Below are 22,784 nucleotides of genomic sequence, written 5' to 3' on the forward strand. Positions count from 1 at the left end.
GGATGATTTGCCGGCTGCCGGTCGGGCTGCTATCGGCCCTCGTCCTCGCGCCCGGATGACGCCCCTTGTGACCGCCCTCCCCCTTGTCATCCGCCCCGAACACCCGGACGACGGCCCGGCGATCGAGCGCCTTCACGCCCGCGCCTTCGGGCCCGGGCGCTTCGCCCGCACCGCCTATCGCCTGCGCGAGGGGACGCAGCCGCTTCCCGACCTCTGCCTGACGGCGCTCGTCGGCACCTATCTCGTCGGCTCGGTGCGGATCGGCCCGGCGGAGGCCGAGGGGGGCCGGCTTCTCGTGCTCGGGCCGCTCACCGTCGATCCGAGCTTTTCCGACCGTGGCATCGGCTCGGCCTTGATGCGGGCGAGCCTGGAGGCGGCGCGCGCCGCCGGACACGGCCTCGTCGTGCTGGTGGGGGATGCGCCCTATTACGCGCGCTTCGGGTTCGCGCCGGTGCCGCCGGGGCGCCTCGTCCTGCCGGGGCCGGTCGATCCGCGCCGCTTCCTCTGGCTCGAACTCACCGAAGGCGCCGGTGCAGCCCTCTCCGGCCTCGTCCGCCCCGCGCGCAAATAATCACACCCGCACGGTCTCGTCGAAATCCTCGGCCGCGAACGGCACGGAGAACTGCACCGCGAGCCCGTTCTCGAGATGACGGACCACGGTGGCGTAGCGCGAGCCGACCCGCACCTTCGCGCCGACGAAGGGAAGCGCCGCGGTCTTGAGGGCGATGGCCGCGCCGGAGCGGGAGATGTTGAGGATCAGCCCGTTCATCACGAGCTGCTCGCCGAGCCGCACCTGCACGCCGCGATGCAGCGGCACGATGCGCTTGGCGCCGCGCAGCTCCGCCGCGCGGGTGGCCCGGTCGGCGTGCCACTCCATCCGCGCGGTGACGCGGGTGCGCCGGCTTTCGGGGATCGCCAGCGTCAGGACGAAGCCGTCCGCCACGAGCCGGGCCACCGTGCCGGGCAGGATGCCGATCTCGTCGAGATAGCAGACCACGACCTGACCGGGCTCGACCGCGGCCTCGGCGATCAGCTCGACGGCATCCGGCGTCATACTGCGGGCAAAGCAGGGGAATTCGCTGCCGCCGACGATCATCGCCCGGCCGGTGATGCGCTCGGAGGGCGGCGCGTCCTGTCTCGGCTCCGCTTGCGGCGGGGCTTCAAAGGCAGGGATCGCGGCTGACATCGCCATTTCCGGACAACGCTTTTCTCAAGACCGACGAACGGACACCGTTTTGAAAGACGTGACGAAGCGGCGCTCCGGCGCGCCCGCGAATTGAGACCCTTGCGGGATATTTGTAATCCCAGAACCGGGCGCTGCGAAAGAGTGCCGAGCAGCGTTGTCCTCGCTTGGTTCCATGTCATGCCGTAATCGTGATCGACGTCGGCACTGTTTTTTGGATGCAAAGTACAATCATGCGCAATTCGGTTGCGCAGGTGCGTCAGGTATCCACCACGCCCTTCGCCACCGCGGCGATGGCGGCTTCGCGCTCGGCCAGTGGCCGGTCCGAGCCCGTGAGGTAGACCGCGACCACCTGCGCGGCGCCGTCCGGCGGCCAGATCACGCCGACATCGTTGGTGGTGCCGTTCTCGCCCGTGCCGGTCTTCTCGCCGATGCGCCAGCCCGGCGGCAATCCGGCCCGCAGCCGCGCCCCACCGGTGGTGTTGGCGAGAAGCCAGCCGGTCAGACGGTCGCGGGAGGGCTGCGACAGGGCCGAGCCGAGAGTGAGCCCGGCGAGCAGGCGCACCATCGCGGCAGGAGACGTGGTGTCGCGCGGATCGCCCGGCGCGGCCTCGTTGAGCGTCGGTTCGGTGCGGTCGAGGCGGGTCGTCCGGTCGCCGAAGGCGCGCAGATGGGCGGTGAGGCCGGCCGGTCCGCCGAGCGTCCGCAGCAGCAGGTTCGCCGCGGTGTTGTCGCTGCGGGTCACCGCCGCCTCGCACAGTTCGCTGAGGCTCATGCCGGACCCGCCGACGCGCGGCTCCGTCACCGGCGAGTACGGCACCAAGATGTCGCGCTCGAACACGATCCGCCGCTCCAGGTTCTCCTCGCGGTCATCGACCCGCGCCAGCACGGCGGCCGCCGCCAGGGTCTTGAAGGTGCTGCACAGCGGAAACCGCTCGTCGAGGCGCCGCCCGGTCAGCTCGCCGGAGGCGGTGTCGAGCACCGCGACGCCGAGCCGCCCGCCGCTCTGCCCCTCGATCCGCGCCAGGATGTTTTCGAACGCCCCGGCCTGCGCTTGCCCTCCCCGGAGGGTCAGGACCAGGGCTGCGAGCCCACCCAGCGTCGCGCGTCGCGTGATCATGCGGTTCCCGATCTCTTTACGTCCCGGTCGCCCAGCTTGACGGCCGGCGGGCGGCGGACACCTTAAGTGTCCTCTCCCGACCGGACGCGCCCGTGCCGATTCCCGACGACCGCCTCCCGCCGCCCCGCTTCAACGCGGCCCGCCACTGCCTCGCGGACAATGCTCGGCTTCGCGGCGACAAGACGGCGCTGGTGATGGTCGGCGAGGGCGAGCCCGCACGCCTCACCTACGCTGAGGCTGACCGCATTGTCCGCGCCATCGCCGCCGGCCTGCTCGGCCTCGGGCTGAAACCCGGCGACCGGGTGATGATCCGCATGGGCAACGAGGCGGATTACGTGCTGGTCTATTTCGGCGCGCTCGCCGCCGGGCTCGTGGCGCTCCCCTCCTCGCCGCAACTCACCGCCGACGAGGCCGGTTTCCTGATGGACAATGCCGGCGTCGCCGCGGTGGTGGTCGGCCAGGGCTTCGACACGCCGGCGGAGACGGGCGGGCGGCTGTGGCTCGATGCCGAGGCCATCGCCGCGATGAAGGCCGGCGAACCGATCGCCGACTACGCCGACACGGCCGCCGACGATCCGGCGACGCTGGTCTACACCTCCGGCACCACCAACCGGCCGAAGGGCGTGCTCCATGCGCATCGCGCCGTCTGGGGCCGGCGGCCGATGCACGCGCACTGGCTCGGGCTGACCGAGTCCGACGTGATGCTGCATGCCGGCACCATGAACTGGACCTACACGCTCGGCGTCGGCATCACCGATCCCTGGGCCTGCGGCGCCACCACGGTGCTCTACAACGGCCCGCGCGACCGCGGCGTCTGGCCGGGTCTGATCGAGGCGCACCGGGCGACGATCTTCGCCGCGGTGCCGAGCGTCTACCGGCAGATGCTCAAATACGCCGACCTCGATTCCTTCGATCTGTCGAGCCTGCGCCACGGCGTCACCGCGGGCGAGGCGCTGAGCGCCGACCTGCTCGCGGGCTGGACCGGCTCGACCGGCATCCCGCTCTACGAGGCGCTCGGCATGAGCGAGATCTCGACCTACGTGTCGAGCGGCCCGACGATCCCCGTGCGCCCCGGCTCGCCCGGTCGGCCGCAGCCGGGACGCTGCGTCGCCATCCTCCCCGTCGAGAACGCCCCTGAACCGCTGCCGCCGGGCGAGACCGGGCTGCTCGCCGTCCATCGCTCCGAGCCGGGGCTGATGCTCGGCTACTGGCAGCGCCCCGAGGAAGAGGCGGCGGTGATGCGCGGCGACTGGTTCGCGGGCGGCGACCTCGCGAGCCTCGACGCCGACGGCTATCTCTGGTTCCACGGCCGCAACGACGACCTGATGAACGCCATGGGCTACCGCGTCTCGCCGGTGGAGGTGGAATCGGTGCTCGCCGCCCATCCGGACGTGGCGGAAGTCGGCGTGGCGGAACTCGCGGTGCGGGCCGATGTCCGGGTGATCGCCGGCTTCGTCGTGCCGCGCGCCGATAGCACGCCGGACGCGCAAGCCCTGATCGCGTGGTGCAACGAGCGGCTCGCGGGCTACAAGTGCCCGCGCGAGATCCGCTTCCTCGAAGCGCTCCCCCGCACCGCCAACGGCAAGGTCCAGCGCAAGCGGCTCGTGGAACCCCAGAGTTAGGCGCGCTTGTTCGCGGGGGAGCCCACGGCTACAGCGGGGCGCCTCCGCGAAATCGAAAACGAATGTCCGCGCTGCCGATCTCCGTCTTCATCATCGCCCGCAACGAGGCCGATCGCATCGGCGCGACGATCCGAGCGGTGCGCGACCTGACCGACGACCTCGTGGTGGTGGATTCCGGCTCGACCGACGGCACGCAGGCGCTGGCCGAAAACCTCGGAGCGCGGGTGATCCACAACGACTGGCCCGGCTACGGCCCGCAGAAGCGCTTCGCCGAGGAGCAGTGCCGCCACCCGTGGCTGCTCAACCTCGACGCCGACGAGGTGGTGCCGCCGGACTTGGCCGACGCGATCCGCGCGGTCTTCGCGGGCGGCGAGCCGGCGCACGCGGCGTGGCGCATCGACATCGCCGAAATCTTCCCCGGCGAGACCCGGCCGCACCCCTGGGCCTACGTGCTGAGCCCGGTGCGGCTCTACCGCTGGGACCGCAGCCGCTACTCGCCCTCCCCGGTCCACGACCGGGTCGAAATGGGGCCGGGCGTCACCACGGGCCGGCTGAAGGGCCGCATCCACCATTTCTCGGTGCGCTCGCTCGGCGACCAGCTCGACAAGCTCAACCGCTATTCCGACCAGCAGGCCGACGACCTCGATGCCCGCGGCGTGACGATCCCGGCGTGGCGCGTGTTCGTCGAGCTGCCGGGCAACTTCCTGAAGGCGTATTTCGGCCGCCGCCACTTCGTGCGCGGCGTCTACGGCTTCCTGACCGCCATGAACTACGCGATCTCCCGCCACCTGCGCGTGGCCAAGCACTACGAGCGCCGCATCACGACGCCGCGCGAGAGCCGTGCCGGCCTCGCCCCACTGGCAGAGCGCACCGACCGGCTTGACCCGCCGCCCCGGAGCTTCTAGAGCCGGTGCGCGGGGAGACGTGGCCGAGAGGCTGAAGGCACTCGTTTGCTAAATGAGCATACCCCTAATAAGGGTATCGAGGGTTCGAATCCCTCCGTCTCCGCCACCCGTTTCAAGCCGCTGTAAGCCTCTGGCGCTGCAGCGGTTTTTTTGTTGCCCGTATCCTCGAAATCCTTCCCGCCTCGCCCACTTGGCTCTCACGCCGGGTGGGTCGGCGAGGTTCGGGGAAGCGGGCGTGCGCAAGCTGGGATTGAAGGATGGCCGCGGGGTGTGGCTCACCCTCGGCTTGGTGCTCCTGCTGGCGCTGCTCGCCGTCGCGGCCCTTTATCTGACACGGCCCACGACCCTGACCCTCGCGGTGGCGCCGAACGGCGGGACGGAGCCGGCCCTGCTGCGCGCCTATGCCGACGAACTCGCCCGGCGCAAGCTCGGCATCCGCCTGAGGATCGTCCCGTTCGACGGGGTGAGCGAGAGCGCGGAGGCGCTGAAAGCCGGCCGGGCCGACCTCGCGGTGGTCCGGCCCGATGTCGCGATGCCGGGCAACGGCCTCACCCTCGCGGTCCTGCGGGACCTCGCCGCCTTCGTCGCGGCGCCGGGCGCGTCCGGTATCAAGGGCATCCCGGACCTCGCGGGCAAGCGGCTCGGCCTGCTGGCCCGCCGGACGGCGGACAGGACCCTGATCGGCAACCTCGTCGGCCATCACGGGCTCGAACTCGCGACCGAGGCCCCGGGCAGGAAGGCCGTCGTGCTGGTCCCGGTGGAGGAGGCCGACGTCACCGCGGCGTTCCGCGCGGGCCGCATCGACGCCATGGTGCTGGTAACGACGGCGAATTCTCCGGCCGCGCGGCGGCTCGTCGGCTTCGTGCACGAGGCGAGCGAGGACGGGGAGGTCGCGCTGTTCGGCTTTCCCGACACCGCGGCGGTGCTGGCGCGCTGGCCTCGGCTTCAGCCGGTCACGGTGCCGGCGGCCCTCTATGGCGGCGACCCGCGCCTGCCGCCCGAGGACGTCGCGACGGTGGGCTCGTCCTACCGGCTCATGGCGCGGGCGAACCTCGCCCGCAGCGTCGCGGCGGAGGTGACGCAGCATCTCTTCGAGATGCGCGCCGCCCTGGCCGAGACGGTGCCGGCCGCCGAGGATGTCGGGCACCCGGCCTACGAGGACACGGCCGACGCCACCAGCGCGCGGCTGCCGATCCACCCCGGCGCCCTCGACTATTACGAGCGGGAGCAGGAGACCTTCATCGAGCGCTACGAGAGCTGGATCTACCTCGTGGCGATCCTGGGCGGCGGCCTCGGCTCGACCGCGGCGTGGCTGCGGCAGCGCATCGGGCGCATCCGCCGGGAGCGGATCGAGGTGGCCACCGCCCGCCTGCTGGAACTGCGCTCGGAGGCGCGCCGCGAGACCGACCGCGAGCGCCTGACGGCGATGGCCGGCGAGGTGGACGACCTCGCCGGCAGCATCGCGCGCCACGCCCTGAACCGACCGACGGAGCCGCGGACGCTCGGGGCCGCCAACGTCGCCATCGAGGCGGCGCGCTCGACGGTGCGACGCGCCCTCGCCGGGGCGGCGGGGCCGGCTGCCTGACGCCGTACAGTGGCGGGCGATCCCCCGCATTCCGGGGGCGCAGGGTCAGGCCGGCAGGCCGAGGGCGAGGGAATCGGTGCCCGACGGGGTCCGCGGCCGGGGCCGCACCGTGGCCGGACAGGGCGGCGGACCGTCGTCGTCGTCGCGGCGGCGCTGCCGGAGGTATCGGCGCAGGTTCGTCGTTCGCCGAACCCGCCTGCGGGACGGCACCGGCTCGGCCGGCACCACGATGGCGTCGCGGTCGAGTTCGGCTAGCGCGGTCAGCACGGTGTCCACCGGGACCGGCTCGGCCTTGCAGCCTGTGAGGCAGCGCAGGCCCGGCATCCCTTCCAGGGCGCAGGCGTCCGACGCCCAGGAGGCCAGGATCGCGCGCTTGTCGCCACGGGAGAGATGCGGGTGCGCCAGGACTCCGCGCGGATGCCGGAAGACGTCGCCGGGCGCGACGACGGCCTGCCACGCCTCGAACGAGGCGGCCCGCGTGCCGGACGGGTTCGCCGGGGGGGAACGGAAGAGATGCGTCTCCTTCATCGACATGGATCATCCTCCCTGATGGTGCGGGACGGCGCACGAAAAGGGTCGGGCCTCGGGGGTTTACACCCCCGAGGATGGTACGGCGGTCGTTCGAGGCGGACTCGTTACGCAGCCTTGGCGCGATGCTCGACCTGGGCCGGGGCGTTGTCCTGCCCGACCGCGGCCTGATTGCCGCCGATGGCGATGCGGCGGGGCTTCAGCGCCTCCGGCACCTCGCGCTTCAGCTCGACGGCGAGCAGGCCGTTCTCCAGGCTGGCGCCGATGACCCTCACATGGTCGGCGAGGTTGAAGGTCTGGCGGAAGGCGCGCGCGGCGATGCCGCGGTGCAGGAAGGCGCGCTCCTCGTCCCGGTCCTTCTTCTGGCCGGTCACGACCAGGGTGGTGTCGTGCTGGGTCAGCTCGATCTCGTCCTGCGAGAAGCCTGCGACCGCCATGGTGATGCGGTATGCGTCGTCAGTCACCTTCTCGATGTCGTAGGGCGGCCACTGGGTGGACGGCTCCGCGCGGGCAGCCTGATCGAGCATCGAGAAAAGCCGGTCGAAGCCGACGGTGGAACGGTAGAGCGGCGCAAAGTCGAAGGTCCTCATGACCACATCCTCCTTGAGAGCAACGTGATGACGAGGGCCGCCGGACACCCCGGTCCGGCGCCCAACATGCGAGCCAAGGCCTCGCGCGCAGGGAACGTCGACGATCGGTTCGAGTTCCGGCGTTCGGGGAGATTTTCTGGTGCCCGCCTTCCGGTCTCAGGCCACCTCGCGCCAGTCGCGGTCGGACAGGCGCCAGGAGCGGTCCTGGCCGTAAGCCGCCGGGCGGTGGTCCTGGCTGACGGTGCGGGCGAGCATCACCCGCGGGCCGAGTGCGGTGATCTCGATCACCGTCGTGCCGACCGCGTCGCGGCCGACGAGGCGGGTGCCCTCGCCCCAGCCGTGCGCGCGGCAGATCTCGGCCGCGGGGCGATGGTCGTGGCGGGTCGTCTCGGAACTGTGCTTCATGACGGTCAACGCGCACACGGCCGCCGGGCCACCGCGGCGTGCCGTTGTGCCGCGACTATCGCTGCGCCGCCCCCTCGCTCCGCGTCCGCAGGAACGCGATGAGGTCCGCCCGGTCGAGCGGATCGGGCACGCCCGGAAACGTCATGCTGGTGCCCGGCACCATCGCGGCGGGGGCGGTGAGCCAGACGTCCATCCGCTCCGGCGTCCACGTGCCGCCGCCCGAGCGGAGCGCCGTGGTGTAGCCGAAGCGGCGGCTGTTGCCGGCGACCGGTCGGCCCATCACGCCGAACAAGCCCGGCCCGTTCCGGTCGCCCGCGCCCGGCTCGATCGTGTGGCAGGCCGCGCACCGGCCGAACAGGCGCCCGCCCCGCTCCGCATCGGCCACCCGCATCAGCTCGGCGAAGGCCGGCGCCTCGCCCAAGGCCCGGCGGCGCTCGGCGGCGTCGTCCGAGCAGCCGGCGAGAAGGACGGCGAGGGCCGGCAGCAGCAGGCGGAGCGGGCGCGGCGTTCGATGGGTCATGGGCCCGTCCGACATAGCGCCGCCGCGCCGTGAGCGCATGACCCACGGTGACGCTGCGCACGCGGGATGCGGTACGCCGCGTGATTCGTTCTGCTAGAAGCGCCGTGTCCTCGACGAAAAGCCCGCACAACCGCCGATTCCGGCGGCCAGCGGGCTTTTCGCGGGGCGTTCCGACCCCGATGGATGACGGTACACCCGCGAGGGTGACAACCCGGACCCGCGAGCCTCGTTCTTTGCCATCAGCCTCGACGCCTCAGCTGCTCGTCGCGCTCGCCGCGATCCTGCCCTTCCTCGGCAGCCTCGTCGCGGTCTGCCTGCCGGGCTCGGCCCGCAACGCCGCCGCCGCGCTTGCGGGCGGCGTGATGCTGGTGAGCCTCGCCTGCATCGCGAGCCTCTACCCGTTCATCGGCGACGCCCCCGTCACCGTCGGGGTCGATTGGCTGCCGACGCTGGGCGTCCGCCTGATCCTGCGGCTCGACGGGCTGGCGTGGCTGTTCGCGATGCTGGTGCTCGGCATCGGCGCGCTGGTGGTGCTCTACGCCCGTTACTACATGGCCGCCGCCGATCCGGTGCCGCGGCTGTTCTGCTACTTCCTGGCGTTCGTGGGCGCGATGCTCGGCATCGTGCTCTCGGGCAACCTGATCCAGCTCGTGGTGTTCTGGGAGCTGACCTCGGTCGTCTCGTTCCTGCTGATCGGCTATTGGTCGGACAATGCCTCGGCCCGTGACGGCGCCCGCATGGCCCTCACCGTCACCGCCGCCGGGGGCTTGTGCCTCCTCGTCGGCATGATCCTGATCGGCCGGATCGTCGGCAGCTACGATCTCGACACGGTGCTGGCCTCGGGCGACGCGATCCGCAACAGCCCGCTCTACCTGCCCGCTCTGGTCCTCGTGCTGGCGGGCGCGCTCACCAAGTCGGCGCAGTTCCCGTTCCATATCTGGCTGCCGCGCGCCATGGCGGCGCCGACGCCGATCAGCGCCTACCTGCACTCGGCCACCATGGTGAAGGCCGGCATCTTCCTGATGATCCGGCTCTGGCCGGTGCTGGCCGGCACCGAGGCGTGGTACTGGATCGTCGGCGGACTGGGCATGGCGACGATGCTGGTCGGCGCGTGGTCGGCGATCTTCCAGCACGATCTGAAGGGCCTGCTCGCCTACTCCACCATCAGCCATCTCGGGCTGATCACGCTGCTGCTCGGGCTCGATTCGCCGCTGGCCGTGGTCGCCGCGATCTTCCACGTCGTGAACCACGCGACCTTCAAGGCCTCGCTGTTCATGGCGGCCGGCATCATCGACCACGAGACCGGCACCCGCGACATGCGCCGCCTCTCGGGCCTGTGGCGGGCGATGCCCTACACCGCGACGCTGGCCATGGTGGCCGCCGCCGCCATGGCGGGCGTGCCGCTGCTCAACGGCTTCCTGTCGAAGGAGATGTTCCTCTCCGAGGCCGTCGACAACGCGGGCGACCACCCGCTCCACCTCGCGCTTCCCGTGCTGGCGACGGTCGCGAGCGCCTTCACCATGCTCTACTCCCTGCGCTTCATCCGCCAGACCTTCTTCGGACCGCCCCCGCACGATCTGCCGCACGCCCCCCACGAGCCGGTGCGCTGGATGCGCATCCCGATCGAAGCCTTGGTGCTCACCTGCATCGCCATCGGCCTCGTGCCGAACCTCACCATCGGCCCGGTGCTGGCGGGCGCGGTGCGGGCGGTGCTCGGCGAGCGCACGCCCGATTACAGCCTCGCGATCTGGCACGGCTTCAACGCGCCGCTCGCCATGAGCGTCGCGGCGCTCGTCGGCGGCGTGGTGCTCTATCTCGTGTTCGGCAAGCGCATCAACACCAACCCCCGCGGCGGCCCCTGGCTGATGGACCGGCTCGACGGCGGCTGGCTGTTCGAGAAGTCGATGACCGGCCTCGTGCGCGGCGCCCGCTGGTGTGAGGGCAAGCTCGGCACCGAGCGGCTGCAGCCGCAGCTGCGCATCCTGTTCCTCACCGCGCTCACCGTCGCGCTCGCAGCCGGCGCCGCCCGCGGGCTCGACCTGACGGCGCCGGGGCGAATCACGCAGTTCGATCCCGCCTTCGCCCTGATGTGGCTGGTGGGCGCCGCCTGCGCCATCGGTGCGGCGGAGCGGGCGAAGTACCACCGGCTCTCGGCGGCGATCTTCGTCGGCGGCGCCGGCCTCGTCAGCAGCCTCACCTTCCTGTGGCTCTCGGCCCCCGACCTCGCGGTGACGCAGATCCTCGTCGAGATCGTCACCACCGTGATGCTGCTGCTGGGGCTACGCTGGCTCCCGAAGCGCGACGCGGCGATTCCGGTCCCGGCCTCGGAAGAAGCGCGGGGCAAGCGCCGCCGCCTTATCGATCTTTGCATCGCCGGCCTCGTCGGCTTCGGGCTTGCCGGGCTCGCCTACGCGGTGATGACCCGTCCGGCAGTGGACGGCATCAGCCGCTGGTTCGTGGAGGAAGCCTATCCGCAGGCGGGCGGGCGCAACGTCGTCAACGTGCTGCTGGTCGATTTCCGCGCCTTCGACACGCTGGGCGAGATCTGCGTGCTCGGCGTCGTCGGCCTCACCGTGTTCGCCCTGCTGCGCCGGTTTCGACCCGCCCCCGACAGCCTGGAGCGCCCGGCCCAACAGGTCCGCTACGACGCCTACGACCACGCCCGCGAGGGCCGCGAGCCCGGCCACACCACCGCCGACGCGCTGCTCGTGCCCAAGGTGGTGACGACGTGGCTGTTCCCGTTCATCGTCCTCCTCGCGCTGCACCTGTTCCTGCGCGGCCACGACTTGCCGGGCGGGGGCTTTGCCGCCGGCATCGCCATGACGGTGGCGTTCATGCTGCAATACATGACCAACGGCGCCCAGTGGGTGGAGGAGCGGCTGCGTATCCAGCCGATCTCGTGGATCGGCGCCGGCATGCTGATCGCGGCGCTTGCGGGCGCCGGCTCCTGGCTGTTCGGGCGCCCCTACCTCACCGCCTTCTTCACTTACTGGGAGCCGCCGGTGCTCGGGAAGGTCCCGGTGGCGAGCGCGCTGGTGTTCGATCTCGGCATCATGGTCCTCGTCGTCGGCGCGAGCGCCCTGATGCTGGTGGCGCTCGCCCACCAGTCCCTGCGCCGCACCCGCGCCGCGGAGGCCGAGGCGGAAGCCAAGGCCGAGAAGGAGCCCGCCTGATGGAGTTCGTCCTGTCGGCCGGGATCGGCATCTTCGCCGCCTCCGGCGTATGGCTGATGCTGCGCCCGCGCACCTTCCAAGTCGTGCTCGGCCTCTCGCTGCTGAGCTACGCCGTCAACCTGTTCATCTTCGCCATGGGCCGCCTCACCGTTGGCGCGCCGCCGGTGCTCGGCGCCGTGCCGGAGATCGTCTCCGTCGACGATCCGGTGCCCCAGGCACTGGTGCTCACCGCCCTCGTCATCGGCTTCGCGCTCACCGCCCTGTTCCTCGTCGTCCTGCTCGCCGCCCGCGGCGTCACCGGCAGCGACCACGTCGACGGCTATGAGCCCCACCGCGCGGAACCGCATCCGGGAAACCCCCACCCATGATCGGCCCCGTCGCCATCACTGAAGGAAGCGCGTGGTCCGACCACCTCGTCGTCCTGCCGATCGTTCTGCCGATCGCGGTCGCGGGCGCGATGTTCCTGATGGACGAGCGCCGCCGCGAGTTGAAGGCCGTCCTGAGCCTCGTCACGATGCTGGTGCTGCTCGGTATCGCCGTCGTCCTCGTCGGCCACGCGAGCGAGGCCGCGGACGTCTACCGCCTAGGCAACTGGACCGCGCCCTACGGCATTGTGCTGGTCGCCGACCGGCTCTCTGCGATGATGCTGGTGCTGGCCGCCATCCTGGGTCTCTGCGCCCTCGTCTTCTCCTTCGCCCGCTGGGGCCGGGCCGGCCCGCGATTCCACGGCCTGTTCCTGCTGCTGGTGATGGGCGTGAACGGCGCCTTCCTCACCGGCGACCTGTTCAACCTGTTCGTATTCTTCGAGGTGATGCTGGCGGCCTCCTATGGCCTCGTCCTGCACGGCTCGGGCGAGGTCCGCATCCGCGCCGGCCTCGGCTACATCGCGGTCAACCTCGTGGCCTCGCTGTTCTTCCTCGTCGGCGTCAGCCTGATCTACGGCACCACCGGCACCCTCAACATGGCCGACCTCGCAAGGCGCCTCGCCGCACCTTCGCTCAGTGAACTCGGCCTGTTCGAGGTCGGCTGCGCCATCCTCGGCATCGCCTTCCTGATCAAGTGCAGCGCGTGGCCCCTCGGCTTCTGGCTGCCGACCACCTACGCGGCGGCGAGCGCCCCGGCTGCGGCGATCCTGGCCATCCTCAGCAAGGTCGGCGTCTACGTCGTGGTCCGCCTCAGCCTGCTCCTGTTCGGCGAGGGGCTGTCGGCCGGCCTCAGTCAGACCGTCCTCTTCGCCGCGGGGCTCGCCACCATCGCCTTCGGGACAATCGGCATCCTGGCCGCCCGCGACCTGACGCGCGCGGCGGGCTACGCCGTGATGATCTCGTCGGGCACGGTGCTGGCCGCCCTCGGCACGGGCAGCGAGCGGGCCTTGTCGGGCGCGCTCTACTACCTCGTCGGCTCGACGCTCGCCTCCGGCGCCCTGTTCCTGCTGGCCGAAATCCTCCAGCGCGGCCGCGACCCGGCGGAGGCCGGCAAACCCGTCTTCGCCGACGAGTACCGCGATCCGTTCGACGATCCCGAGGCCACGGAAGTCGGCCGCGCCATCCCCTCGGCGGTGGCGATCCTCGGCGTGGGCTTCCTTGTCGCCACGCTGATGCTGGCCGGCATCCCCCCGCTCGCCGGGTTCGTCGGCAAGCTCGCGATGTTCTCCGGCCTGACCGGCGGGGCGATGACGGCCTCCGCCTGGGGGCTGATCGCGGCGCTGACTCTCTCCAGCTTCGGCACGCTGATGCCGCTGGTGCGGCTCGGCATCTTCAGCCTGTGGGTGCCGAGCGACGACCCCGCGCCGGTGCTGCGCGCCCCCGAACTTTTGGCGATCGCCGGCCTGCTCCTCACCTGCATGGCGCTGGCGCTGTGGGGTGGGCCGGTGCTCGCCTACGCCGATGCCACGGTGACGTGGCTCGCCCAGCCGCAGGATTACGTCCGGGCCGTGCTCGGCGAAGGAGGAGGCCGGTGAGCCGCATCCTGCCCCATCCGCTGCTGTCGCTGGCGCTCACCGGGACGTGGCTGCTGCTCAACGCGCCGCCGACCCCCGGCAACGTCCTCCTGGCGCTCGCCGTCGGCCTCGCGGTCCCGGCGGTGATGCGCGCGCTGGAGCCTCGACCGGTGCGCCTGCGCGCGCCCTCGGCCATCGCCCGGCTGCTCGGCGTCTTCCTCTACGACATGGTCCGCTCGAACATCGACGTGGCCCGCGTCATCCTCAATCCCCGGCCGGGCGAGCGCCGCACCGGCTTCATCACCGTGCCGCTGGAACTGCGCGAGCCCGCCGGCCTCACGGTGCTGGCGGTGATCCTCACGGCGACCCCCGGCACGCTCTGGGTGCAGTACGATTCCGACACCGGCTGCCTGCTGCTCCACGTCCTCGACTTCACCGAGGACAGCGACTGGAAGGCCCGGATCAAGGACCGCTACGAGCGCCCCCTCATGGAGATTTTCGCGAAGGTGCCGGCATGAGCAGCGTGACGATCCTCGATTGGGGCCTCGGCTTCGCCCAGGGCCTGCTGGTGCTCGCGATGGCGCTCGCCGCGTGGCGGATGCTGCGCGGCCCCCGCGCCCAGGACCGGATCCTCGGCCTCGACACGTTCTACCTCAACGGCATGCTCGCCATCGTGGTCCACGGCATGCGCACCGGCAGCGGCCTCTATTTCGAGGCGGCGCTGATCATCGGCATGATCGGCTTCACCGCGACCGTGGCCCTGGCCAAGTTCCTGATGCAGGGCGAGGTGATCCAGTGAACGGCGCCGAACTCCCGATCTGGGCCGCCTGCCTCGTCGTGCTGCTGACGGTCACCGGCGCCGGCTTCGCGCTCGTTGGCGCACTCGGCCTGATCCGCCTGAAGACGTTCTACGAGCGCGTCCACGCTCCCTCGCTCGGCGCGACGCTGGGCATGGCCCTGATCCTGTGCGGCTCGATGCTGCTCCTCTCGCTGATCGAGGACCGCCTCGTCCTGCGCGACGCGCTGATCGGCCTTTTCTTCACCGTGACGACCCCGGTGACGCTCCTGCTGCTCGCCCGCACCGCCGCCCACCGCGACCGCTTCGAGGGCAATCCGGACGCGCCGCCGGAGGTTTGAGACCGGCCGAGACATGCTCCTCGCGACGGGCCTCTCCCAACAAATCCCCTCATCCTGAGGTGCCGCGCAGCGGCCTCGAAGGAGGGCTCCAGCCTATCGCGCGCGTACTGGAGCCCTCCTTCGAGGCTTCGCTACGCTACGCACCTCAGGATGAGGGTGAGGGTGGGAAGGCGGGCGAGACAATTCACACGCTCTCGTAGACGAACCGTCCTCCCCCCGCCGGCACTCTCTCGAGCCGCTCCGCGGCCACCGTCATATCCCGACGCCCCGCCTCCCACCGGTCCCGGATCGACGACGGCGAGAAATCGAAGCTCTTGGCTGCCAGCTGGTCCGCCCCGGCCTTGTAGGTGACGTGCATCAGCCGCACCGCCGGCCCGTCCGGCTTCAACCGCTCCCGCAGCGCGTATTCCCGTGCGAGCCCGGCGATCGCCCGCCGCCCGGCGCTGGCAAAGATCAGGTCGTTGGCCCGCTCCAGCACCGCATCGAGCGATTTCGGCCGCGGCGCGCTCAGGCTGAACAGGTCGGAGGCGATGCACAGCAGGTCGCGCTCCGGTTCGGGCGCGAACAGCGGATCGAGCGGCAGGTTGTTGGTGTAGCCAGCGTCGCACAGCAGCCGCCCCTCCACCTCGACCGGCGGGAAGGCCGGCAGGATCGCTGCGCTCGCCAGGATGTGCTCCGGCACGACCCGCTCACGCCGGGTGTCGAAAAATACCTCCTCCCCGCTCGTCACATCGACCGTGCCCACCGTGAGCCGGGTCTCGCCGCCGTTCAGCCGCTCGAAATCGACCAGCCGGTTCAGCGTGTCGCGCAGCGGCGCGTGGTCGAAAAGCGCGACATCGTTGGGCATCCACGGCAGTGCCGACCACAGCCCCGGCAACCGGTGCCGGAAGATCGCCGGACGGCCCCAGGCCAGTGCCAGGAGGGCGTGCAGCGCGTTGGAATATTGCCGCGGCTTGAGCATCGGCTCGTCGCTCAGGCCCGTATGCTGGGTCGCCTCGTCCCAGAATTCCCGCAGCCGCGCCACGCGCCGCTCCGGCGGGTTGCCGGCGATGATCGCACCGGTGATCGCCCCCATCGAGGCGCCGACCACCCAACCCGGCCGAAGCCCGCGCGCCTCCACCACCTCGAACACGCCGGCATGATACGCCCCGAGCGCATTGCCGCCGCTGAGAACGAGCGCGCCGTCGCGCGGGCGTGGGGTGTCGTGCATGCGAAGCGTCGTGCCTTCCATGTGCGGGATCGCGACGGAGAAGGCCGTGAGGACGCTTGAGGTTTCCCAGGGCTCCGCCCTGGACCCGCGAAAGGACTTGTCCTTTCGAAACCCGAACTGTTGATCTGTACGATTGTGGACTGAGGTAAAAACCCTCTAAATCCTTGCCACCTTTGGTCTCTCGCCGAGCGAGGAACCTGGTGGAGCTGAGGGGATTCGAACCCCTGACCTCCGCAGTGCGATTGCGGCGCTCTCCCATCTGAGCTACAGCCCCGTCCCGAGGCGGGTGCCTTTTAGGCTTGTCCGCTTCGCCCTGTCAATTCCGGAAATGACCCGCGAGCCCCGCGCATCCCGCGCCGGGTCGGAACGCGGGCGGCGAGGACCGGTACAGCCCGCATGAACGCCCTTCTCTGGCTCATCAACACCGTCATCCAGCTCTACATCTACATCCTCATCGCGAGTGCCGTGCTGAGCTGGCTCGTGGCGTTCAACGTCGTGAACGTGCGCAACCCGATCGTCTCGCAGATCGGCGAATTCCTCTACCGGGTCACCGAGCCGGTGCTGCGCCCGATCCGCAACCTCCTGCCCAACCTCGGCGGCGTCGACATCTCGCCGATCATCCTCATCCTCCTGCTGCTGTTCGCGCAGAAGCTCATCACCGACATCTACATCTCCATGGTCGTCTGACGGCCCGGCGGAGAATCGGCCCGAGCGTGGCATTGCGCTGCGCCCGGACCCGTTGCTAGAGCGTCAGTCCGAAGGGTGGTCGCCGGCCTCGAAAGATCGAGGCGCCACAAGGGCCTGAACCCCGGTTCTGGATACCGTATTCAGAAAACGGGGCTCGGGCGGCGAACCACAGACGCGAGGGCGAGGACGCGAGAATGAAGACCAATCCGGGCCGCTTCTTCGAGGATTTCCGCCTCGGCGAAACCATCCGCCACGCCACCCCCCGCACCGTCACCACCGGCGACGTCGCGCTCTACACCGCCCTCTACGGGCCGCGCTTCGCCGTGCAGTCCTCGGACGCCTTCGCCAAGGCGCTCGGTTATCCGGCGAGCCCGCTCGACGACCTGCTCACCTTCCACGTCGTGTTCGGCAAGACCGTGCCCGACGTCTCGCTCAATGCGCTGGCCAATCTCGGCTACGCCGAGGGCGGCTTCCACCGGCCGGTCTATCCGGGCGAGACGCTGTCCACCGTCTCCGAGGTGATCGGTCTCAAGGAGAGTTCGAACCGCCAGACCGGCGTGGTCTACGTGCGCTCCACCGGCTCCGATTCCTCGGGCCGGACCGTGCTGAGCTATTGCCGCTGGGTGCTGGTGCGCAAGCGCGACCCGGAAGCCAAGATCGCCGAGGAGCACGTGCCGACGCTGGCCAAGGTGGTCGATCCGGCCGACCTCGCCAAGGCCCTGCCCCCGCTCGACGCCTCGGCCTACGACACGGCGCTGGCCGGCAGCCCGCATCTCTTCGGGGATTACGCGGTGGGCGAAAAGATCGACCACGTCGACGGCATGACCGTCGAGGAGGCCGAGCACCAGATCGCTACGCGCCTGTTCCAGAACACCGCAAAGGTCCATTTCGACGCCGTGGCGACGAAGGAGACCAAGTTCGGCAAGCGGCTGATCTACGGCGGCCACGTCATCTCGCTCGCCCGCGCGCTCAGCTTCAACGGGCTCGCCAACGCCTTCGCCATCGGCGGCATCAACGCCGGCCGCCACGTCGCCCCGCTGTTTGCCGGCGACACGGTCTATGCATGGTCGGAGGTGCTGGAGACCGCCGAACTGCCCGGCCGGTCCGACATCGGGGCGCTGCGCCTGCGCACCATCGCGGCCAAGAATCAGCCCTGCGGCAACCATCCGGGCCGCCAGGGCGACGGCTACGACCCGTCGGTGATCCTCGATCTGGATTACTGGGCGTTCATCCCGCGCTGAGAGACGACGGCCCCCGCGGGGGCCGTTCTCCCACAACTCCCCTCATCCTGAGGTGCTCCGCGAAGCGGAGCCTCGAAGGAGGCCTTCAGAAGTCGCGCGATCCGCTGGACCCCTCCTTCGAGGCCGCTTCGCGGCACCTCAGGATGAGGGGGATGGATGGGAGACGCCGGCCGGAGCCGTCGTCACTCCATCACCGCGGCCTTCATGATGACCACCATGGTGGCCCGGCCCGGCCCGTCGCCGACGCAGCGCACGCTGTGGGGCCGGTCGCAGCGGTAGCGCAGGGTCTCGCCCGGCCCAGCGCGCTGCACTTCGCCTGCGACCTCGACGGCGAAGGTGCCCTCCGTCACCGACAGAGACTCGACCGAGCCGCGCTGATGGGCGTCGGAATCGAGCACGCCGCCGGCATCGGCGGTGACGTCGTACCATTGCAGCCACTCGACCGTCTTGATCCAGCCGATGATGGCGAGCCGCACCTTGCCGTCCTCGGAGACGAGGCGCGGGGTGTCGGCGCGGGAGAAGCGCTCGATGAACGGCTCCTCGTCGGAGGTGGCCAGCACCCGCTCGATCGACACGTCGAGCGCCTGGCTCAGGCGCCAGATGGTGGCGAGCGTCGGGTTGGTCTCGTTGCGCTCGATTTGCGAGATGATCGACTTCGCCACGCCGGATTGCTCGGCGAGTTCGGAGAGCGAGAGGTTGTAGGCCTTGCGCAGGCGCTGGATCGTCTTGCCGAGCTGGCCCGACAGCACCTGCGCGCCGCTCGCCAGATCCTTCGGCCGTCCGCGCTCGAGGCTTGCCGTGATGTCCTGCATCCTGCCGATCCGCCGATGCGCGGCCTGCCGGGGCGTCGAGCCGATCCGGCGCGGGGTTCGCGCGTCACATCATGGAGATCGTTCCGTTATCCGAACGGACGTACGCTTTGTCAAACGCAATCGGCCGAAGTTCGCTCAGCCCTTCGAGCCCGAGGGCTTGGCCACGTCCGGCCGCAGGATCATCCGGCCCTCGTAGCCGTCATAGCCGCCGCTATAGGTGAAGCGGTGGAGCGCGAGGCGGTTGCGCATCTCGGTCGAGGCCTCGCCGGCCCGCGGCGCGTGGCGGGCCGCGCCGTGGGGGCGGCGCCCGTGCTGACCGTCCCGCGTCGGCGGTTTCACCATTCCCCTTCTCCGTGTCCGTTCACTGCCACAGGGCGTGGAAGTGATGCAGCGGCCCGTGGCCGTGGCCGACCTGCTGGCTGTCGGCGGTCCGGATCGCCTCGGTGACGTAGGTTTTGGCGCGCGCCACCGCCTCGGCAAGCCCGAGCCCCTTCGCGAGCCCCGCCGCGACGGCGGCCGAGAGGGTGCAGCCGGTGCCGTGGTTGTTGCGGGTCTCGATCCGCGGGGCGGCGAAGCGGCGGAGCGTCCCGTCGCGGCCGAGCAGGTGATCGACGCTCTCGCGGCCCTCGCCGTGGCCGCCCTTGATCAGCACCGCCCGCGCCCCGCGCTCCAGCAGGCGCCGGGCCTGCCCCACCGCCTCGTTCTCGTGGTTCGCCTCCGCCTCGCCGAGCAGAGTCGCGGCCTCGGGGAGGTTCGGGGTCACGATGTCGGCCATCGGCATCAGCTCGGCCCGCAGGGTCTCGACGGCCTCCTCCGAAATCAGCCGATCCCCGGAGGCCGCCACCATCACCGGGTCGAGCACCACCGGGATGTTTTGGGCGTGCCGGCGCAGGCTCTCGGCCACCGCGCGGATCACGTCCGAACTCGGCAGCATGCCGATCTTCACCGCGCCGACCTTGAGGTCGGAGAACACCGAATCGATCTGCGCGGCGATGAAGTCGGGCGGCACCGCGTGGACGCCCTGCACGCCGTTGGTGTTCTGCGCCGTCAGCGCCGTGATGACGCTGGCGCCGTAGACGCGGAGCGCGGCGAAGGTCTTGAGATCGGCCTGGATGCCGGCGCCCCCGCTCGAATCCGATCCGGCGATGGTCAAGGCGATGGCGGTCATCCTGGGGGCCTCCCTGTTGTCACGATGGTCTTCGTTGCCGAGTCTTCACATTGGGCCGGGCGGCGATCCGGCCAGGGGTTGAAACCGTATCCAGCGCCGGTTCCTGTGGTTTCGCCCGCGCCCCGCCTCGCAATGACGGCGGGGCGGTTCAAGCCATTGTGATCGCCCCCGAACCGCCCTCAACCCGCCCTTGCGGCCAGCGCCTCGTCGATCCGCGCGCGCAGGTCGCGCGCCCAGCCTTCCGTGTCGCCGCCCTTGAACAGGGCGCCGATCAGCGCCACGCCGTCGGCGCCTGCGCGGATCACCGAGGCCGCGTTGCCCGCGTCGATCCCGGCGATGGCGCCGAGCGGCAGGCCCTGGCCGCGGGCGAGGCGGGCGCGGAAGACGATGCGCTGCAGCCCGTCGAGGCCGACCGGCGGGTCGGGGTTGTCCTTGCTGGTGGTGGCGAAGACGCCGCCGATGCAGGCGTAGTCGATCGGCAGGCGATACAGCTCGTCGGCCTGAGCGCCGTTCTTCACGGTGAGGCCGATGATCGCCTTGGGCCCGAGCAGCCGCCGCGCCTCCTCCGGGTGCAGGTCGGACTGGCCGAGATGCACCCCCTCGGTGCCGGCGGCCAGCGCGAGGTCGATCCGGTCGTTGATCAGCAGCGGCACCCGGCCCGCCACCGCGGCGTGGATCGCCCGGATGCGGGCGAGCGCGGCGCGGGCGTCCGCGATGTCCTTCTCGCGGTATTGCAGCAGGGTCGCCCCGCCCGCGACCGAGGCCGCGGCGAGATCGGCCAGCACCGCGCCGTCGCCGCCGAGCACGCCGACATCGAGCAGACCGTAGAGGCGCAGATCGACCGCGACCGGGGCGGCCGGCCGCGCGAGGCCGAGCCCCGTGCCCGATCCGCTTGCGATTCCAAGGCTCATTCGTGGTGTCCCGCTTCTGTCCCTCCGGGTCTAGAGCCGGGGCCGCGTGCCGTGCAATCGGGGGCGCGGGCTCACGAGGTCCCGCGGCGGCAAAGGCTGTGATTTTTCTGCCGAAGTCTCTCGACGGGCTCTTCCAAACAAAACCCCTCATCCTGAGGTGCCCGCCTTGGCGGGCCTCGAAGGAGGGCTCCAGCCCGCGTGCGATCCCTAGAGCTCCTCCTTCGAGGCTCGGCCTTCGGCCGAGCACCTCAGGATGAGGGGGAGGGTTGGAGCATCGCCAGCCCTGCGACACCCCTCACTCCGCTTGTGCGGTCACATGCGCCAGCGCCGGCTCGGGGAACAGCAGCGGATGCAACGCCCCGGCGGCGTCCTCCGGCGGGAGGGCGAGCGCCGCGGTGAGGGCGCGGCGCAGGCCGGCGCAGTCGCGGCTGGCGAGCGGGGCCGGCTCGGGGGCGTCCGGGGCCGTCTCGGGGAAGATCGCATGGCGCAGGGCGGCGCGGGCGAGTGCGAGATCGGGCTCGGCGAGCCCGCCACGGGCCAGAACGGCGCCGATGCCTTCGCCGGCGGCGGCGCAGGCGTCCTCGCGCTCCGGCCCGATCCGGTCGAGCGTCCGCAGGGTCAGGCGGCCGAGGGCGACGTGGGTGCCGGGCTCCGCCGTCCGTAAGCCCCCCGCGACGGCGCGGGCCGCCATGCGGCGGATGCCGTCGACCGCCTCGCCCTCCGAGCGCCCTCGCGCGTAGCCGTCGAGATACCATGCGGCGATGCCCTCGATCACGGCCGGCGCCTTCGTCTCCAGGCTCGCCAGCACCAGTACGTCGCGCAGGATCACGCTGCGGGCGTGCTCGGCGTCGGGGCCGTCGTCCAGCGTCGAATCGGGGAAGCGGTAGGCATCGACCACGCCGGTGGCGACGCGGGCCGTGACCAGCCGGGCGGCGTCGGGGATCATCAGCTCGTCCGGCCGCACCCTCAGGGCGGCATCGACGAAGGACGGTTCCAACCCGGCGGCGAGGTAGGCGGCGCGCTCGGGCGCGCTGTCGGCCTCGATCTCGATCCCGAACGGGCCCGATTCGTAGGGCGCGTGGAAGCCGAGCCGGGAGCCCGGCAGGACCAGACGCTCGCGCCCGCGCACGAAGGCGAGCGTGCAGGCGGAGACGCAGTAGTCCGGCACGTAGGTGACGAGGCCGCGTCGCGCCACCAGCGCGCCGATGGCCGCGCCCTCGTCCACGAGCCCGCCCTCGCTGGTGAGGTGGATGCGCTCGACCTGCGGGCTGGCGTCGAGGAGCCGGGCGAGGCGCTCGGCCACGCCGTCGGTGAGTTCGCCGGCCAGCCGCACGTCGCGGCCCCCCGGCCCGACAGCGACGCGGGTCGGGGCGGATTCGGGTTGCGCCACCAGCGTTTCGAAGATGTGCGCCGAGGGCGCGATCCCGGCGCGATCGACGGAGCCGCGCACCGGCCCCTGCCCGCTGAGGATGGCGAGGAAGCCGGCCGCCACGGCGCAGGCGAGACCGGTGGAACGGCCCCACCGGACACACTTCGAGCCGCGCGAAAAAAGCCGCGAGCCAGCCGCCATCGTCGCCCCCACAAGGTCCGGATCGTTGTCCGACCCGGCCAGTGTCCCTTGTGGATCGGGCGAAGCAAGGCCCCTGCCAGGGTCGAACCGCGGCCGGGGTCGGGCCGTATCGCGAAGGCCACAGGCGGCAGGAGGATCTTTTTTGTGTGGTGCGGTGGAGGCGACGATGCTCCTCGGGGTCGACACTATGTCGCGGACAGGGTGTGCTGCTCCCACCCCTCCCCCTCATCCCAGGGCTATCGCATTTGGGTGATGAGGTCGGCGAGGAAGTCGTCGTCCCATCCGGCCAGTTGCCGCTTGGTGTGCAAGGAGCCCTTAGCGGTGTCCTGGCGCAGGATGGCGAGGGCCAGTCGGCGCAGCAGGGCGAGGTTCTGGGCGGTGGTGACGTTGCGGGTGAGGATGTCGTCCTCGCGGAAGGCGACGTCGAGGAGCCAGTGCTGGTCGTTCTCAATGGACCAGTGGGCGCGCACTACCCGCA

24 protein-coding genes, 2 tRNA genes and 1 pseudogene are annotated in these 22,784 nt (G+C 71.0%); 13 read left to right on the top strand and 14 right to left on the bottom strand.

Annotated elements, in window-relative coordinates; all coding sequences use genetic code 11:
• The first annotated feature begins 67 nt into the window (after positions 1–67).
• On the top strand, positions 68–571 hold the full coding sequence (locus AAHG03_RS06905) for a GNAT family N-acetyltransferase (protein ID WP_342149714.1): 504 nt from the start codon (positions 68–70) through the stop codon (positions 569–571).
• Here the strand turns inward: AAHG03_RS06905 and AAHG03_RS06910 are convergent, their stop codons facing one another.
• Positions 572–1,186, bottom strand: a complete 615-nt coding sequence (locus AAHG03_RS06910; RefSeq protein WP_342149715.1) for a PilZ domain-containing protein — start codon at positions 1,184–1,186, stop codon at positions 572–574. It abuts the gene before it with no gap.
• A 256-nt stretch (positions 1,187–1,442) separates the two neighbouring features.
• Positions 1,443–2,303, bottom strand: a complete 861-nt coding sequence (gene bla / locus AAHG03_RS06915; protein ID WP_342149716.1) for a class A beta-lactamase — start codon at positions 2,301–2,303, stop codon at positions 1,443–1,445.
• A gap of 92 nt (positions 2,304–2,395) precedes the next feature.
• Between bla and AAHG03_RS06920 the strand changes: the two genes are divergently transcribed.
• The 4 genes from AAHG03_RS06920 (at position 2,396) to AAHG03_RS06935 (ending at position 6,415) form a co-directional block, all read left to right on the top strand.
• A complete protein-coding gene (locus AAHG03_RS06920; protein ID WP_342149718.1) occupies positions 2,396–3,925 on the top strand; it encodes a class I adenylate-forming enzyme family protein in 1,530 nt (509 codons plus the stop codon).
• A gap of 62 nt (positions 3,926–3,987) precedes the next feature.
• Positions 3,988–4,830 (top strand): glycosyltransferase family 2 protein, encoded by an 843-nt coding sequence (locus AAHG03_RS06925; protein WP_342149719.1) that lies wholly within the window; start codon positions 3,988–3,990, stop codon positions 4,828–4,830.
• Between the two features lie 13 nt (positions 4,831–4,843).
• Positions 4,844–4,936, top strand: a tRNA-Ser gene (locus AAHG03_RS06930).
• 129 nt (positions 4,937–5,065) lie between these two features.
• Entirely contained in the window at positions 5,066–6,415 is a 1,350-nt protein-coding gene (locus AAHG03_RS06935) for a TAXI family TRAP transporter solute-binding subunit (protein WP_342149720.1), read from the top strand.
• Positions 6,416–6,460: 45 nt separating this feature from the next.
• Here AAHG03_RS06935 and AAHG03_RS06940 read toward each other — a convergent pair whose 3' ends face one another.
• The 4 genes from AAHG03_RS06940 to AAHG03_RS06955 all read right to left on the bottom strand — a co-directional run bounded on the left by AAHG03_RS06940 (position 6,461) and on the right by AAHG03_RS06955 (position 8,458).
• Positions 6,461–6,949: a hypothetical protein gene (locus tag AAHG03_RS06940; protein WP_412759722.1), complete on the bottom strand. Its 489-nt coding sequence runs from the start codon at positions 6,947–6,949 to the stop codon at positions 6,461–6,463.
• Between the two features lie 101 nt (positions 6,950–7,050).
• Positions 7,051–7,533, bottom strand: a complete 483-nt coding sequence (locus AAHG03_RS06945) for an Hsp20 family protein (RefSeq protein ID WP_342149721.1) — start codon at positions 7,531–7,533, stop codon at positions 7,051–7,053.
• Between the two features lie 156 nt (positions 7,534–7,689).
• Positions 7,690–7,938, bottom strand: a complete 249-nt coding sequence (locus tag AAHG03_RS06950; protein ID WP_342149722.1) for a DUF7241 domain-containing protein — start codon at positions 7,936–7,938, stop codon at positions 7,690–7,692.
• Positions 7,939–7,993: 55 nt separating this feature from the next.
• Positions 7,994–8,458, bottom strand: a complete 465-nt coding sequence (locus tag AAHG03_RS06955; protein ID WP_342149724.1) for a c-type cytochrome — start codon at positions 8,456–8,458, stop codon at positions 7,994–7,996.
• Between the two features lie 233 nt (positions 8,459–8,691).
• Here AAHG03_RS06955 and AAHG03_RS06960 point away from each other — a divergent pair, with 233 nt between their 5' ends.
• The 6 genes from AAHG03_RS06960 to mnhG are packed head-to-tail and all read left to right on the top strand — an operon-like array spanning position 8,692 to position 14,707.
• A complete protein-coding gene (locus AAHG03_RS06960; protein ID WP_342149726.1) occupies positions 8,692–11,631 on the top strand; it encodes a monovalent cation/H+ antiporter subunit A in 2,940 nt (979 codons plus the stop codon).
• Positions 11,631–11,999, top strand: a complete 369-nt coding sequence (locus AAHG03_RS06965; RefSeq protein ID WP_342149727.1) for a Na+/H+ antiporter subunit C — start codon at positions 11,631–11,633, stop codon at positions 11,997–11,999. Before AAHG03_RS06960 ends, AAHG03_RS06965 begins: the two co-directional genes overlap by 1 nt.
• Positions 11,996–13,591, top strand: a complete 1,596-nt coding sequence (locus tag AAHG03_RS06970) for a monovalent cation/H+ antiporter subunit D (protein WP_342149729.1) — start codon at positions 11,996–11,998, stop codon at positions 13,589–13,591. The genes AAHG03_RS06965 and AAHG03_RS06970 overlap by 4 nt, the downstream gene beginning before the upstream one ends.
• Complete coding sequence (locus AAHG03_RS06975; RefSeq protein ID WP_342149731.1) at positions 13,588–14,088, top strand: Na+/H+ antiporter subunit E; 501 nt, start codon at positions 13,588–13,590, stop codon at positions 14,086–14,088. The genes AAHG03_RS06970 and AAHG03_RS06975 overlap by 4 nt, the downstream gene beginning before the upstream one ends.
• Complete coding sequence (locus tag AAHG03_RS06980; protein ID WP_342149732.1) at positions 14,085–14,369, top strand: K+/H+ antiporter subunit F; 285 nt, start codon at positions 14,085–14,087, stop codon at positions 14,367–14,369. The genes AAHG03_RS06975 and AAHG03_RS06980 overlap by 4 nt, the downstream gene beginning before the upstream one ends.
• The gene (gene mnhG / locus AAHG03_RS06985) at positions 14,366–14,707 is read left to right on the top strand and encodes a monovalent cation/H(+) antiporter subunit G (RefSeq protein WP_091947793.1); all 342 of its coding nucleotides are present in this window, start codon (positions 14,366–14,368) and stop codon (positions 14,705–14,707) included. The genes AAHG03_RS06980 and mnhG overlap by 4 nt, the downstream gene beginning before the upstream one ends.
• Before the next feature lie 184 nt (positions 14,708–14,891).
• Here the strand turns inward: mnhG and AAHG03_RS06990 are convergent, their stop codons facing one another.
• On the bottom strand, positions 14,892–15,917 hold the full coding sequence (locus AAHG03_RS06990) for a patatin-like phospholipase family protein (RefSeq protein ID WP_342149733.1): 1,026 nt from the start codon (positions 15,915–15,917) through the stop codon (positions 14,892–14,894).
• 198 nt (positions 15,918–16,115) lie between these two features.
• Positions 16,116–16,191, bottom strand: a tRNA-Ala gene (locus AAHG03_RS06995).
• Positions 16,192–16,313: 122 nt separating this feature from the next.
• Here AAHG03_RS06995 and AAHG03_RS07000 point away from each other — a divergent pair.
• Positions 16,314–16,604, top strand: coding sequence for a YggT family protein (locus AAHG03_RS07000; RefSeq protein ID WP_342149734.1), 291 nt, complete (start codon positions 16,314–16,316; stop codon positions 16,602–16,604).
• Positions 16,605–16,798: 194 nt separating this feature from the next.
• Positions 16,799–17,845, top strand: coding sequence for a MaoC family dehydratase (locus AAHG03_RS07005; RefSeq protein ID WP_342149736.1), 1,047 nt, complete (start codon positions 16,799–16,801; stop codon positions 17,843–17,845).
• A 182-nt stretch (positions 17,846–18,027) separates the two neighbouring features.
• On the opposite strand, the gene AAHG03_RS07010 is transcribed toward AAHG03_RS07005, so the two are convergent.
• The 6 genes and pseudogenes from AAHG03_RS07010 to AAHG03_RS07035 all read right to left on the bottom strand — a co-directional run.
• On the bottom strand, positions 18,028–18,657 hold the full coding sequence (locus AAHG03_RS07010; protein WP_342149737.1) for a helix-turn-helix domain-containing protein: 630 nt from the start codon (positions 18,655–18,657) through the stop codon (positions 18,028–18,030).
• A 135-nt stretch (positions 18,658–18,792) separates the two neighbouring features.
• On the bottom strand, positions 18,793–18,999 hold the full coding sequence (locus tag AAHG03_RS07015; RefSeq protein WP_342149738.1) for a hypothetical protein: 207 nt from the start codon (positions 18,997–18,999) through the stop codon (positions 18,793–18,795).
• Positions 19,000–19,018: 19 nt separating this feature from the next.
• Entirely contained in the window at positions 19,019–19,825 is an 807-nt protein-coding gene (gene thiD / locus AAHG03_RS07020) for a bifunctional hydroxymethylpyrimidine kinase/phosphomethylpyrimidine kinase (RefSeq protein ID WP_342149739.1), read from the bottom strand.
• Positions 19,826–20,004: 179 nt separating this feature from the next.
• Positions 20,005–20,736 carry a thiamine phosphate synthase gene (locus AAHG03_RS07025; RefSeq protein ID WP_342149741.1) on the bottom strand — a complete coding sequence of 244 codons (732 nt, stop codon included), beginning with the start codon at positions 20,734–20,736 and terminating at the stop codon, positions 20,005–20,007.
• Between the two features lie 295 nt (positions 20,737–21,031).
• A complete protein-coding gene (locus tag AAHG03_RS07030) occupies positions 21,032–22,306 on the bottom strand; it encodes a COG3904 family protein (protein WP_342149742.1) in 1,275 nt (424 codons plus the stop codon).
• Positions 22,307–22,542: 236 nt separating this feature from the next.
• Positions 22,543–22,784 (bottom strand): annotated as a pseudogene (locus AAHG03_RS07035) (hypothetical protein); the annotation flags it as partial.

It is taken from the genome of Methylorubrum subtropicum, from assembly GCF_038442325.1.
GTDB classification, from domain to species: domain Bacteria; phylum Pseudomonadota; class Alphaproteobacteria; order Rhizobiales; family Beijerinckiaceae; genus Methylobacterium; species Methylobacterium subtropicum.